Raw genomic sequence first — 12,673 nt, 5'->3', positions numbered from 1 at the left:
AACAGCCCGCTTGACGCACCGTCAGGGGACTCTTGGGCCCCGGTGGGTCCGTTCGGCCCAGGGCCCGGGCGGCACCGGGCCGCGGATCCTGGACGCGGGCCGGGAGGAGCCGCCGACCCCGTGGCACCCGGGCTCCTCCCGGTTCCGCGTGTCGTCGGGGCCGTGCTCCGACCAGGCTCCGCTCCGAGGAGGAACGTCATGTCCCACGCAGTCCTGGCGCTCGGCGTCGTGGTGCTGTGCGCGTCCGGCTGCGTCTGGTACCTGCCGGCCGTCACGGACGTCCGGGCCGGGGGTGACCGGCCCCGGTCGCGCCGGCTGGCGGCCGGCGCCTGCCTGACGGGCTGGGGGACGACGGCGCTGCTTGCCCCGCTGCTGCTGGCCGGGGCGGCGTGGCCGGCGATCGGCGGTGTCGCCGCGGCGGGCGGCGCCGTCTGCGCGGCGCTGCGCTCGCGCGCCCTCGTCGAGCAGGGCCGCGAACGGCGGGAGACCGACCGGCACTGGGCCGTGCTCGGCGGCCCGGTTCCCGGCGAACCCGCCCGCACCCGGCGGGCGTTCACCCGATGTCTGCTGGCCGGACTGACGGCCGCCGCGGTGGTCTTCGCGGCGGTGCTGGCCGGGGGAACGGCGAGCGGCGCCCGGCTCGCGGGCGCGGTGGCGGCCGGCGCGACCGTCACCCTCGTCTTCCTGGGCCTCGCCGGAGTGCGGGCGCACACGGTGGCGCGCCGGAGCTGACGGCGGCCGGGAGCCTCTCCGTTCTCCGGACAACGCGGCCGCCCGCAGGGGATCATGGGGGCGCTGTGGTCCCCGGCGCACGGGAGACCACGGACGCCGGCGAGCACGGGCACCGGCACGGACCGAGAGGTGACGAGATGGCAGCGCGCATCGGCAATTCCAAGACCATCGACGCCCGGGCCCGCGCCCATCTGGGGTCGAAGGGGCTGCTGCGGTGCCGCACCTGCAACAGTTCCAAGGTGTCGGTGCACGATCAGGGCACCTTGGGGGTCCTCGTGATGTGCCAGGCGGACCGTTGTCTCGGGGTGCACGCCGTTTTCCAGAGCTGAGCGGGTCCGTCCGTCCGTGCGTGCCGAGCGCCGCCGACGAAGCGTCCGAACCGCCGGGTCCGGGGCAGCGCGGGACGGCGGACGCCGTCCCGCTCGCGGAAGGCCCCGCCCCGCCCGGTGGACGTGCCGGCAGGACCTTCCCACGCGAGCGGGCCGGGGCCCGTCCGACGCGGCTCAGTGACGGGTCGCCGCCATGGGCCGCTGCCGGGTGGCGGCCGCGTCCGCCGCCTTGGCGGCCTTGCCCTTGGCCGCGTCCTTCACGGCGTTCTCCGCGACCGCCTTTTTCACGGCGGCCTTCTTCGCCTTCAGCCCGGCCTCGGGGGCCGGCGGCGTGGCGCAGGCGACGTCGGTTCCCGTCGTGTAGACGCCGTCCTTCTTCGCCTGTCCGCCCTGGTACTCGTAGTAGACGTACGAGTAGAAGTCGATCCGCCTGCTGGGCCCACAGGCCGAGTCGGCGGCGATGTCGTAGGTCAACTTGACGGTCCGGGTGGCGCCCGGGACGACGGGCACGTTGTAACGGACCGTCCCGGTCTGACCCTTGACGTCACACTGGACGGCCTCACCGGTACAGGACTTGAAGGTGTACTTCAGCCCGGGGTCCTGCGTGGTGTTCCACGTCGGCTGGATCGACTGGTACACGAACTGGGTGTTCGTGCTCTGGTCGTTGGTGAAGGTCATCGTGATGGTGACCGTGGAGCCCGGGGTCGCCGACGGCTTGTCGACGCTGATGGTCATGGGCGGCGCGGCGGCGGCCGAGGCCGGCTGCTGGACCAGACCGGGCAGGCCGATGCCGAGGGCGAGGAGACCGGAGAGACCGAGGCGTCTGCGTGTTGTAGGGCGCATGGCGGAGGAGAGTAGACAGCCGTGTTTCCCGTGACTGCACCGCCCGAAAGGGATCGGCCACGCTCCGGCGGGCCTGTGTGACTCCCGGTGCTGGTGCAGCGCCGAATGCCGCACGTGGACAGACGTGCGAGTTGGCCGGGAAACGATGACGGGGAGGGTGGGGGCGGATACGAAAGACCGGGCGGGTGTTTCGGAGGGGGCGGCGGAGATGGCCGGCACCCGGGGGACGGCGGAGCCTCCCCGCCGCCGCGCGCCACCCTCCGCCCCGACGGCGCGGGCCCTCCGCCCCGGCGGCACGGGCGCGGCCCCGGCAGCACAGGCCCGACGCGCCTCCGGCCCGTCGCGCGCCGGGCGCCTTGGCCTTCGCCCGGAGCGAACCGGTCGTCACCGGCGAGGCACTCCGCCTCAAGCACCGCGTGGAGCACGACTGCACTTGACCTTCCGGAACACATCTGGGATCCGCAGCCGCTGCTCGTGTTCGACGCGGTTCCGCGACAGCCGCGCCAAAGCCCGCCGCCACACGGCCCGGCAGACCGTCGAGCCGACTCCTTCACCCGTCGGGACCCGAAAAGCCCGCTTTGTCAGTCGAGACCCGAAAGACCCGCGACGGCCCGCAGGGCCGCGAGATGCCGCCGGTAACCGGACCGCCCCTCCTCGGTCAAGGAGAGCCAGGTGCGGGCCCGTCGGCCCACCCGCCCCTTGGCCACCGCGACCCAGCCGGCCTCCTCCAAGGCCGCGGCCTGCTTCGACAGCACCGAGTCGCTGATCTCCACCAGATCGCGCACGTACCCGAATTCGGCCTTGTCGACAGCGGCGAGCGCCGCCACGATCGACAGCCGCACGGGTGAGGAGAGCAGCGGCTCCAGTCCGTGCCGCGGATGCCGCCCCTGGACGGCCGGGCTCTCGGGGCTCACCGGCGTATCCCTCGCAAGGCGCCGACGGCCGGTGGCAGGGCGCAGGCCACGGCCGCCAGGGCGGCGAGCGGGAGGCTGCCCTTCAAGACGGTGACGCTGAGCACCACCGTGCCGATGTACAGGACCGCCCAGACGCCGACGACGGTCACATGGGTGCGGGCGAAGTGCCGCGGGACGACCGGCTGCCGCCCGGCGTACCACGAAAGACCGCCGACGAGTGCCGCGTTGAGGGCACCGACCACGGCCGCCGCGGCGGGTCCGCGCCAGAGGACGACCGCCGGGACGAGCAGCGGCTGCCAGCCCGCGAAGATCCACAGGTAGGCGGCGTACCATCCGCCGCGCCGCCGTGTGGCCGTCTCGAAGCGCTGGACGCCCAGCAATCGGGCGGCGGCTTGGGCGTGTTCGGACATGGATCCCCCCGTGTCAGGTCGGCCGGACGGGCCATCGCACCGGCCCGTCCGTTGCCATCCTGGCAGATACTTTCCACTGTGGAAAGTCATAAACGGGATCGGGCGAGAAATGCGTCATGGCCGCTTAACACGATGTTGATCACCTCTTCCCTACGCTGAACGGCACTCCGACGCCGGGCGGTTCACCGGCGTCCTCATGCCGGCGCGCAGGGAGGGGTGCAGCGGGATGGCTAGTGACGTGCGGCCGGCTCTCCGGCGGCGAGTGGGGGTGGTGGTGGCCCTGATGGTGGCGGCGTTCACCTTCAACACGGTGGAGAACCTGCCGATCGGACTGCTCACGCTCCTGGCCGACGATCTGGGCACCTCGCTGGGGGCTGTCGGTGTCCTGGTCACCGGCTACGGCGTGACGGTGGCCGTCGCCTCTCTCCCGCTGGCCCGGCTCACCCGTTCCGTCCCGCGCCGTCACCTGCTCACCGCGCTCCTCGCGGCGCTGGCCGTGGCGAACGCGGTGGCCGCGGCCGTCCCTTCGTACGGGCTCCTGTTCGCCGCGCGCGTGGTGACGGCGCTCGCCCAGGCGCTGTTCTGGGCGGTGATGGGTCCGGTGGCCGTGGGGCTGTTCCCCGAGCGGGTGCGGGGGCGGGTGCTCGGGGTGCTGTCCGTCGCCGGGTCGCTCGCCATGGTGCTGGGCGTTCCGGCCGGCACCTGGCTGGGCCGGCACCACGGCCGTGCGGCGCCGTTCGCCGTGCTCGCCGGGGCCGCGGTGGTCTCCCTGGTCCTGATCGCCGCCCTGCTGCCCGCCACCCGGCCCGAGGAGGGGCACGGCTCGCGCGGTACGCGTCCGGACGGGCGCCGGTTCGGGATCGTCCTGGCCACTACGGCGCTGTCCGTCACGGGCGCCTTCGCCGGGTACACCTACGTGGTCGAGTTCCTGGGCGAGGTGAGCGGTTTCCCGGCCGACTCGGTCAGTGCCCTGCTGACCGTGCCGGGTGTGGCGGGCGTCGTCGGGGTCTCCGTCGCCGGCCCGCTGCTGGACCGCTACCCGCGCGCCACACTGGCCGTCCCGGTCGGCACCCAGGCGGCCGGCATGCTGGGCCTGTACGCCCTCGGCGACCGGCGGGTGGCGGCCGTGGCCTTCCTGGCCGTGCTCGGCGCCTCGCTGGGGCCGGTGTTCATGGCGACGCAGGCCCGGGTCCTGGAGTCCGCCCCCGGCCGTACGGAGGTCGCCCTCGCCGCGAACTCCGGCGCGTTCAACTCGGGGGTTGCCGTAGGGGCCCTGCTCGGCGGCGCGTTGCTGCCCGCCGCGGGCGTCCGCGGTACGTTCCTCGCGGGCGGCCTGCTGACCCTGGCGGCCCTGACGGTCCTGCTCGCCGAACGGCTGCTGCCGTCCGCCGCGTCACACGGCCCGGCGGTCCCGTCCTGACCGCCGGGCCGCCGCCGGAGCCGGGCGGGCCCGGTGATCGGAAAACGAGGTGACCGTGCGGACCCCGTCGAGCAGACTGGCGGCATGAACGACGGCAGAACGGTACGGATCTCCAAGTACCTCTCGAAACACCTGCGCCACGACCCCGAGGGCATCGGCATCCGGCTCGACGCGGCGGGCTGGGTGCGGATCGACGAGCTCCTGGCCGCCGCCGCTGCCCACGGCTTCCCGTTCGGCCGCGAGGAGTTGGACCATGCCGTGGCGGTCAGTGACAAGCGGCGGTTCGCCGTGGACGGGGAGCGGATCCGGGCCCGGCAGGGGCATTCGGTGCCGGTGGACCTCGCCCTGCCGCCCGCCGAACCGCCGGCCTTCCTCTATCACGGCACCGTCGCGCGCTTCCTCCCCGCGATCCGTGACGAGGGCCTCCGCCCCATGGGCCGTCACCATGTGCACCTCTCCCCCGACCGCGAGACCGCCACGCGCGTGGGTGCCCGGCGGGGCAGGCCCGTCGTCATCGCCGTCGACTCCGGCGCCATGCACGCCGCCGGACACGTCTTCCACGTCACCGAGAACGGCGTGTGGCTGACGGACGCCGTCCCCGCCCGCTATCTGCGCTTCCGCTCCGGCGACGGCGCGAGCGGCGGGCCGGGCGCCGAGGGTGCCCAGGAGGCGGAGAACGGGGAGGGCCACCGGTAGCGAGGGGAGGGCGCCCAGGTCGGGGTGAGGGCGTCGGGTCCGCTCCGGTCGCCGGCCGGCCGGCGGTGACCGCCGCGTCCCTCCTGAGGCGGCGGACCCCAAGGTCCCCCCGTCGCACCGCCCGTCGCGCCGCCCGGTGCGCCCTTCTCCGCGCCCCGGCCCGGGAGAGGGCGGCGCCCGTACCCCCGTGCCGGGCGCCAGGGTTCATCCTGGACCCGTCCGGCATCCCCGCGCTGAGATTTTTCCGCGTGGGCGGAGTCGGCGAGCCGCTCGGTGAGGCGCTCCTCGGTAAGGCGCTCAAGTACCTCCTGGGCCACGCCTTCCCCGCTGCCACCGCCCCGGCGGCCGGCGGCAGCGGGGAGAGAAACCGGATCACATCGATCGGACGCCCACCCCGCGCACCGCGGCCGCGGCGCGCGAAGCCACCGCGGCGCGTCCCGCCGTACGGACCGCCGTAGGCCGTCTCCGTACGGTCCCGTTGCCGCCGTGAACACCGCGGGCGGGAGCCGCGCGCGGCGGGGCGCGGACCACCGGTGCCGGGTCCACCGCGCTGATTGGGGCCGCGGCGGCCGCTCCGCTAGCCTGAGCGGCACGATGAAGCGTTTTTCCACGTCATGGGGCGCATTCGGCCTCGCCCGCTTTCCGGAGGACCCGCGCGACCGGCTGTTCGCCTGGGACGCCGCCGACGAGTACCTGCTGAACCACCTCGCGCACGGGGACGGCGGCCCGGTGGACCTGTCGGGTGAGGTGGTCGTCCTGGGCGACCGCTGGGGCGCACTGGTCACCGCCCTCGCCCCGCACCGCCCCACGCAGATCACGGACTCGTTCCTGACCCAGCGGGCGACCGGCGCCAACCTGGAGCGCAACGGCGTCCCGGTGGACTCGGTACGGCTGCTGTCCACGCGGGACACCCCGCCGGAGCGGATCGACGTCCTGCTGGTCCGGGTGCCGAAGAGCCTGGCCCTGCTGGAGGACCAGTTGCGCCGGCTGGCACCCGCCGTGCACGCCGGGACGACGGTCGTCGGCACGGGGAAGGTCACCGAGATCCACACCTCGACGCTGAAGCTGTTCGAGGAGATCCTCGGTCCGACGCGAACGTCGCTCGCGGTCAAGAAGGCCCGGCTGATCTTCTGCACACCGGACCCGGAGACCGCCCGGCAGCCCAGTCCGTGGCCGATCGAGTACACGCTGGGCCCGGACGCCGGGCCGGCGGCCGGGCTGACGGTGGTCAACCACGCGGGCGTGTTCTGCGCGGACCGCCTCGACATCGGCACCCGCTTCTTCCTCGACAACCTGCCGCGACCGCGCGGCGGCGCGCGCGTGGTGGACCTCGGCTGCGGCAACGGCGTCCTCGGGACGGCCGCCGCCATGGCCGACCCGGACGCCGAGGTGGTGTTCACGGACGAGTCGCACCAGGCCGTCGCCTCGGCGCGGGCCACGTTCCGGGCGAACGCCGGAGAGGGGCGGGCGGCCGAGTTCCTCGTCGGTGACGCCCTGTCCGCGGTGGACCCGGGCTCGGTGGACCTGGTGCTGAACAACCCGCCGTTCCACTCCCATCAGGCGACGACCGACACCACCGCCTGGCGGATGTTCACGGGCGCGCGCCGGGCACTGCGCCCGGGCGGGGAACTCTGGGTCGTCGGCAACCGGCACCTCGGTTACCACGTCAAGCTGCGCCGGATCTTCGGCGACTCCGAGGTCGTGGCGAGCGATCCGAAGTTCGTGGTGCTGCGGGCCGTCAAGCGGTAGCGCGTGGCGGCGCGGCCGGGACGGACATGCCGGGAGCCGGCGGGCGGGCGCCCGGCACGGTGGCGATGCTCCGGCCCCGGCCCCTCGCCTTTTCCCACGGGAGGGTCCGCGCTGCTCCTCCCACTGCGAAAAGCGGCTTCACCGCTTGTCCTCGAACGCCGGACGGGCCGCACGATCAGCCCGGCAGCGCCTCCGCCTCCACCCTCGGCAGGATCAACGCCCCGGCGATGATCATGAGCGCTCCGACGGCCTCCGGGACCAGCCACCACCCGGTGCGCACGTGTTCCTCGTACACCAGGAGCCCCAGCGTCAGGCTGACGAGCGCGTCCCCAAGGGTGAGGGCGGGCTGGGAGGCGAGCAGCGGCCCGGACTCCATGGCGTTCGAGAGCAGGAACAGGGAGGCCGCGCCCGCGGCGGCGAAGGCGTACGTCTGCCAACAGGTGAAGAAGGCCCCGGCGCCGTGCCCGGCGAAGGTCACGGCGGCGTCCTTCATCAGCGCGGCGGTCAGGGCGTAGCCGACGGCCGCCGCCGAGCCGAAGAGGGCGGCGCGGGCCTTGCCCCGGGGGCGCGGCAGGGCCGCCACGACGCAGGCCGCCATCGCGGCGACCGCGGTGCCCAGGGCGGTCAGCCAGCGCGCGGTGCCGACCCGTACGTGCTCCCCGCCCGGCGCGGCGGCGGCCAGCCCCAGCGCCAGCCCGGCGGCGACCAGCAGGATCGCCGCCCAGCCGTACGCCGGCAGCCTGCGGCGGAAGACGGCGCCGGCGATCAGCAGCGCGAACGGGAGTTCGCTGACGAAGAGGGGCTGTACGAGGGAGAGCGAGCCGAGGGAGAGCGCGAGCGCCTGGAAGACGGCGGCGCAGAGGACGGCGGCGATGCCGGCGAACCACACGGGGTGGCGCAGCAGGTCGCGGACCAGACGGAAGCTGAAGGCGTCGGCCTTCGGGACGGTCCGCGCCGCCGTCCGCTGCAGCACCACGGCGGTGGCGTTGCTGACGGCGGCCAGTACGGCGAACAGCACCGTGAGGACGTCGGTCACGGATATCCCTCCTGTTCGGCGGGCGGTCACCGGCGCCCGGCGGGCCGTTTGCGCCACGGCGGGGCCGCTTGCGCAACGGTGGCAGAACGCGCCGTCTCACCGCCCCCACGGCGCCACCCGCAGCGCACCGGTCACACGAACAGACGCCCGTCCCGGCCGGCGCCGGACCGTCACCGCCGCGGCCGTCGCCCCGAGGACGACCGGTCGCGCGCTTGTGCCCGGGGCGGACGCGCGCGGAGGGAAGCGGGAAACCGCCCGGGGTGACCACGGCTCCGTAAGCGCACGACAGTGCCGGCCCGCTCCCCTGCGCCGTCGCCTGCGGCAGACACCGGCGCTGGTGCTACGTCAGCCCGGCGGGAACGGGCGAGACCCGGCATCACCCGGGCGGGTCCGGCCGGCCCGCCTTCGCAGCGGGGAGCGCGCTGGGACACCGGTGGGAGCGCGGCCGGACGCCGGTGGGGGCGCCCGGCGCCCACGTCCGCGCCGCCGCCCGCCCCGGCGGCCGTGCGGGGCCGGCCCGACCGCCGGCAGCGGGTGCCGCCCAGGCCCCATCGGGGCCGGTACGCCTCCGTCACGTCCGGCCCCGTCAGGTCACGCCTTGACGGCCGCTTCCCGCGCGGGTTCCGTCTCGCCCGCGGCGGCCGTGGCCGGGGGCTGGGGCGGGTTGGGTCGGACGAGGGCCAGGACCAGGAGGCCGCCCAGGACCGCCGCGGCGGCGGACCAGAGGAAGACGGACTGGAGGCCGTCGGCGAAGGCGCGGTGGACCAGGTCCTCGGCCGCGCCCCGGTGCTCCTTCGGCGCGGCGGCGACGATGCGCTGGGCCTGGCCGCCGGCGAGGGCGGACGCGGTGCCGTGCGGGTCCGGGACGGCGCCGGACAGGTCGGCGCGTGCGGCGTGGGTGAACACGGCGCCGAGGACCGCGATGGCGAGGCTGGTGCCGAGCTGGCGGAAGGTGTTGACCGCGCCGGCGGCCATGCCCATGCGCCGCGGCGGCACGCTGCCGGTGGCGGCCGAGACCAGCACCGGCGTGGCGAGACCGACGCCGACGCCCGCGACGGCCAGCCCGAGCACCAGCGCCGAGCGGCCCGCGTCGGCGGACATCGCCGTGTACAGCAGGTACATGCCGACGGCGACCAGCAGCAGGCCGACGCCGATGGGCAGCCGCGGCGCCATCCGCTGGGTGTGCCGCCCGGCGAACGCGGCCACCAGGAAGGAGGCCACAGCCATCGGGGTCAGGGCCAGGCCGCTCTCCACCGGGCCGAGGCCGAGGACGGACTGCAGCCAGATGGAGACGAGGACCAGCCCGCCGAACGCGCCGCCCTGGAACAGCAGCGCGCCGCCCATCAGGCCGGCGAACGACGGCCGGCGGAGCAGGGCCAGGTCCAGCATGGGCACCTCGCCCCGGCGGCCGGCGCGGGTCTCGGCGAGGACGAACCCGACGAGGGCGGCGGCCGTGACGGCGAACGAGGCGAGGACGGTGGCCGAGGTCCAGCCGGACTCGGCGCTGCGGATCAGTCCGTAGGTGAGGGCCGCGGCGGCGAGGGTGAAGGTGACGGCGCCGGGGATGTCCACCCGGGCGGGCCGCCCGTCGGTGCGCGGCCGGTCGGGGCGGACGACGCGGAGGGTGAGCAGGACGGCCGCCGCGGCGACCGGCAGGTTGACCAGGAAGATCGCTTCCCAGCCGATGTGCTCGGTGAGCAGTCCGCCGAGGATGGGTCCGGCCGCCGCGGCGGCGCCGTTGACGGCGCCCCAGATCCCGAAGGCCGTTCCCCGGTCGCGGCCCTGGTAGGTGGCGCCGAGCAGGGCGGCCGAGGTGGCGAACATCAGGGCGCCACCGGCACCCTGCACCGCGCGGGCGGCCACCAGCACGCCCGCGTTCGGGGCGAGGCCGCAGCCGAGCGAGGCGAGGGCGAAGAGGGTGAGGCCGGCCGCGTAGAGCCGGCGGTGTCCGAAGAGGTCGGCCAGCGAGCCGGCCACCAGCAGCAGTGCGGCCAGGGACAGGGCGTAGGCGTCGACCACCCACTGGAGGGACGAGAAGGTGGCGTGAAGGTCGTCCCCCATCTCCGGCAGGGCGACGTTCACGATGGTGACGTCCACCAGCAGGATGAAGGCGCCCAGACTCACCGCCACCAAGGGCCACCATTTACGCATGTGATTACTCCGTTCGTCCGGGGGCCGCGGCCGGTCGCCGCGTCACCCCGCGACAGGAACGATCAGGCGGAGGGACACCCTCACCCCAGCCAGGAGCGGCCGGAGCGCGGAATCCGACATCCTTTAGCGTGGAACGGTGAAACTCGACACCCCACCCGCCGCCCTGTCCGACGACCCGGCTGGCGACCCGGCCGATGTGCCGCGTTCTGTGCTGCCGCCGCTCGACACCGCCGACCACTCCCTGGTCCACGCCCTCCAGATCGACGGCCGGGCGCCGTTCCGCAGGATCGCCGAGGTGCTCGGCGTCTCCGACCAGACGGTGGCCCGCCGCTACACGCGGCTGCGGTCGGCCGGCGTCCTGCGGATCCTGGGCCTCACCGAACCGCTGCGCATGGGTCAGGCGCCGTGGATCGTCCGGATCCGCTGCGCGCCGAGCGCCTCCGCGCAGATCGCCACGGCGCTGGCCCGGCGCAGGGACACCACGTGGATCAACCTGGCGGCGGGCGGTACCGAGATCACCTGTCTGGTGCGGCCGGCGAAGCCCGGGGAGGACGCCCTCCTGCTGGAGAAGCTGCCGAGTACCCCCCGGGTGGTGGACGTCGCGGCCCACGCGCTGCTGCACGTCTTCTTCGGCCACGACTGCAGCCTGGTGACCAAGTCGGGCCCCCTGTCGGCGGACCAGGTGGCCGCCCTGACGCCCCGCGAGGCGCCGCGTGTCCTGCCCTCCGACCCGGCGCCGGCCTTCCCGATCGGCTCGGCGGACCGCCGGATGTTCGACGTCCTGGCGCTGGACGGCCGGGCCTCCGTCGGGGAGCTCGCGGCGGCCACCGGCTGGTCGCAGACCACCGTGCGGCGCCGGATGGCGGAGCTGCGGGCGGCCGGGGTGCTCTACTTCGACGTGGACTACCACCCGCGGGTGATCCAGCGGAATTTCCGCTCCCTGCTGTGGCTGAACGTCGAGCCGTCCCGGATCGAGGAGGTCGGCCGGGCGCTCGCCTCCCATCCGGAGGTGCCGTTCGCGGCGGCGACCACGGGGAACGCCAATGTGCACGCGAGCGTCACGACGCCGGACGTCACGGCGTTCTACCGCTATCTCACCGGTCCGGTGGCCGCGTTGCCCGGCATCCTGGGCACCGGCACCGCGCCCATCCACCGCACGATCAAGGGAGCCGGTCCGCTGTGGACGCCGGAGTGGGGCCAGGGGTGAGCTGCCGGTGTGAGGTGCCGGGCGTCGCCGGTCCGGCGGGCCCGGGCGCCTGGGGCCGACCGGAGAAACCCTGAACCCGAACCTGGTCCGGACCAATTGAAACGTCGTTTTCCGGCCCACTCCCCTGTCAAGCGTCCGGCGAATGTGCCGAGGGAAAATGCCGAAACCCTCCCGCCACCACGCTCCTTTCGCATACCTTCCGTCGCAACGGACACGCCACCGGTAATCGCCCGAGGGCGGGAGAGGATTGTGTGACCGTGCCGTGCACCCGCCCGACTCCACCGAATCCATCATGAGGCGCGCCTTGAGGCAGTTCGCCGGAAGGAGGCAGTCGATGACCGCCGCACCACCCGAAGTGCTCGCCGAGTTACAGGAGTTACGGGTCAGGGTTCCGTATCTGACCGGTGCGATGGTGGCGAGCACGGACGGCCTGGTGATCGCCCACCTGCTCGCCAACGCGGAACCCGACGGGGTGGCCGCGCTGACCGCCGCGGCGCTGGGCGTGGGTGCCCGGCTGACGGACGCCGTGGGCCACGGCGGCTTCCGCGAACTGCTGGTCAACGGCGAGTTCGGCTACGTGGCCACCTATGCGGCGGGCACCGCCAGCGTCCTCACCCTGCTGGCCACCGCCGACGCGAACGTCGGCCGGCTCAACATCGAGGCCCGCCGGGCCTGTCCCCGCCTCGGCGCCCTGATCGACGGCGCCTTCCAGCGGCAGCGGCAGCCATAGCGGCGCGCCCCCGACGACCATGGGGGCGGAGACCCGTGAAGCGCCCCCGCATCCCTTACCGACACCGAAAGCGGAACTCTCATGGCCAACACCGAAATGGCACTCAAGGACGCGATGAACTCCATCGAGGGGGCCATCGGCGTCGCGCTCGTCGACTACGGCAGCGGCATGGCGCTCGGCACCCTGGGCGGCAACCAGTCGATCGACCTCAACGTGGCCGCGGCGGCCAACACCGACGTCGTCCGGGCGAAGCTGCGGGCCATGGAGATGCTGAACCTCCAGGACCGCATCGAGGACATCCTCATCACGCTCGGCACCCAGTACCACCTGATACGGCTGCTCACCGGGCGCGGGGGCAGCGGCCTCTTCCTCTATCTGGTCCTGGACGTCAAGCGGGCCAATCTGGCGATGGCCCGCCACCAGCTCAAGCGCATAGAGAGCGACCTGGAGGTCTGA

The 12,673-nt window shown here is 74.3% G+C and carries 13 protein-coding genes; 8 read left to right on the top strand and 5 right to left on the bottom strand.

Annotated elements, in window-relative coordinates:
- The first annotated feature begins 198 nt into the window (after window positions 1-198).
- A complete protein-coding gene (locus ACZ6X9_RS31765; protein WP_469781489.1) occupies window positions 199-732 on the top strand; it encodes a hypothetical protein in 534 nt (177 codons plus the stop codon).
- A 137-nt stretch (window positions 733-869) separates the two neighbouring features.
- Window positions 870-1,061: a hypothetical protein gene (locus tag ACZ6X9_RS31760; protein ID WP_469781488.1), complete on the top strand. Its 192-nt coding sequence runs from the start codon at window positions 870-872 to the stop codon at window positions 1,059-1,061.
- Between the two features lie 174 nt (window positions 1,062-1,235).
- On the opposite strand, the gene ACZ6X9_RS31755 is transcribed toward ACZ6X9_RS31760, so the two are convergent.
- The 3 genes from ACZ6X9_RS31755 to ACZ6X9_RS31745 all read right to left on the bottom strand — a co-directional run bounded on the left by ACZ6X9_RS31755 (window position 1,236) and on the right by ACZ6X9_RS31745 (window position 3,228).
- Entirely contained in the window at window positions 1,236-1,904 is a 669-nt protein-coding gene (locus ACZ6X9_RS31755) for a hypothetical protein (protein WP_469781487.1), read from the bottom strand.
- Between the two features lie 581 nt (window positions 1,905-2,485).
- Window positions 2,486-2,818, bottom strand: a complete 333-nt coding sequence (locus ACZ6X9_RS31750; RefSeq protein WP_469781486.1) for a winged helix-turn-helix domain-containing protein — start codon at window positions 2,816-2,818, stop codon at window positions 2,486-2,488.
- Window positions 2,815-3,228: a hypothetical protein gene (locus ACZ6X9_RS31745; protein ID WP_469781485.1), complete on the bottom strand. Its 414-nt coding sequence runs from the start codon at window positions 3,226-3,228 to the stop codon at window positions 2,815-2,817. Before ACZ6X9_RS31745 ends, ACZ6X9_RS31750 begins: the two co-directional genes overlap by 4 nt.
- 226 nt (window positions 3,229-3,454) lie before the next feature.
- On the opposite strand from ACZ6X9_RS31745, the gene ACZ6X9_RS31740 reads away from it, so the two are divergent.
- From ACZ6X9_RS31740 to ACZ6X9_RS31730, 3 genes are all read left to right on the top strand, one after another.
- Window positions 3,455-4,648 carry an MFS transporter gene (locus tag ACZ6X9_RS31740; RefSeq protein ID WP_469781484.1) on the top strand — a complete coding sequence of 398 codons (1,194 nt, stop codon included), beginning with the start codon at window positions 3,455-3,457 and terminating at the stop codon, window positions 4,646-4,648.
- Window positions 4,649-4,732: 84 nt separating this feature from the next.
- Entirely contained in the window at window positions 4,733-5,344 is a 612-nt protein-coding gene (locus ACZ6X9_RS31735) for an RNA 2'-phosphotransferase (protein ID WP_469781483.1), read from the top strand.
- Between the two features lie 594 nt (window positions 5,345-5,938).
- Entirely contained in the window at window positions 5,939-7,093 is a 1,155-nt protein-coding gene (locus ACZ6X9_RS31730) for a methyltransferase (RefSeq protein WP_469781482.1), read from the top strand.
- Window positions 7,094-7,268: 175 nt separating this feature from the next.
- On the opposite strand, the gene ACZ6X9_RS31725 is transcribed toward ACZ6X9_RS31730, so the two are convergent.
- Window positions 7,269-8,129, bottom strand: a complete 861-nt coding sequence (locus ACZ6X9_RS31725; protein ID WP_469781481.1) for a DMT family transporter — start codon at window positions 8,127-8,129, stop codon at window positions 7,269-7,271.
- Between the two features lie 591 nt (window positions 8,130-8,720).
- The gene (locus tag ACZ6X9_RS31720) at window positions 8,721-10,280 is read right to left on the bottom strand and encodes an MFS transporter (RefSeq protein WP_469781480.1); all 1,560 of its coding nucleotides are present in this window, start codon (window positions 10,278-10,280) and stop codon (window positions 8,721-8,723) included.
- A 208-nt stretch (window positions 10,281-10,488) separates the two neighbouring features.
- Between ACZ6X9_RS31720 and ACZ6X9_RS31715 the strand changes: the two genes are divergently transcribed.
- The 3 genes from ACZ6X9_RS31715 (at window position 10,489) to ACZ6X9_RS31705 (ending at window position 12,673) form a co-directional block, all read left to right on the top strand.
- Window positions 10,489-11,487 carry an Lrp/AsnC family transcriptional regulator gene (locus ACZ6X9_RS31715; RefSeq protein WP_469781525.1) on the top strand — a complete coding sequence of 333 codons (999 nt, stop codon included), beginning with the start codon at window positions 10,489-10,491 and terminating at the stop codon, window positions 11,485-11,487.
- A gap of 334 nt (window positions 11,488-11,821) precedes the next feature.
- Window positions 11,822-12,217: a roadblock/LC7 domain-containing protein gene (locus ACZ6X9_RS31710; RefSeq protein WP_469781479.1), complete on the top strand. Its 396-nt coding sequence runs from the start codon at window positions 11,822-11,824 to the stop codon at window positions 12,215-12,217.
- An 81-nt stretch (window positions 12,218-12,298) separates the two neighbouring features.
- Window positions 12,299-12,673, top strand: a complete 375-nt coding sequence (locus ACZ6X9_RS31705) for a hypothetical protein (protein ID WP_469781478.1) — start codon at window positions 12,299-12,301, stop codon at window positions 12,671-12,673.

It is taken from the genome of Streptomyces sp. NPDC052910, assembly GCF_055585605.1.
The sequence above is the reverse complement of the archived record's forward strand: the minus strand, read 5'-3'. Positions and strand labels throughout refer to the sequence as shown.

Excerpts from the sequence above, each read along its gene's own strand:
- ACZ6X9_RS31755 (WP_469781487.1), bottom strand. The coding sequence starts at position 1,904 with ATGCGCCCTACAACACGCAGACGCCTCGGTCTCTCCGGTCTCCTCGCC.
- ACZ6X9_RS31730 (WP_469781482.1), top strand. The coding sequence starts at position 5,939 with ATGAAGCGTTTTTCCACGTCATGGGGCGCATTCGGCCTCGCCCGCTTT.
- ACZ6X9_RS31735 (WP_469781483.1), top strand. The coding sequence starts at position 4,733 with ATGAACGACGGCAGAACGGTACGGATCTCCAAGTACCTCTCGAAACAC.
- ACZ6X9_RS31740 (WP_469781484.1), top strand. The coding sequence starts at position 3,455 with ATGGCTAGTGACGTGCGGCCGGCTCTCCGGCGGCGAGTGGGGGTGGTG.
- ACZ6X9_RS31760 (WP_469781488.1), top strand. The coding sequence starts at position 870 with ATGGCAGCGCGCATCGGCAATTCCAAGACCATCGACGCCCGGGCCCGC.
- ACZ6X9_RS31710 (WP_469781479.1), top strand. The coding sequence starts at position 11,822 with ATGACCGCCGCACCACCCGAAGTGCTCGCCGAGTTACAGGAGTTACGG.
- ACZ6X9_RS31745 (WP_469781485.1), bottom strand. The coding sequence starts at position 3,228 with ATGTCCGAACACGCCCAAGCCGCCGCCCGATTGCTGGGCGTCCAGCGC.
- ACZ6X9_RS31720 (WP_469781480.1), bottom strand. The coding sequence starts at position 10,280 with ATGCGTAAATGGTGGCCCTTGGTGGCGGTGAGTCTGGGCGCCTTCATC.
- ACZ6X9_RS31705 (WP_469781478.1), top strand. The coding sequence starts at position 12,299 with ATGGCCAACACCGAAATGGCACTCAAGGACGCGATGAACTCCATCGAG.
- ACZ6X9_RS31765 (WP_469781489.1), top strand. The coding sequence starts at position 199 with ATGTCCCACGCAGTCCTGGCGCTCGGCGTCGTGGTGCTGTGCGCGTCC.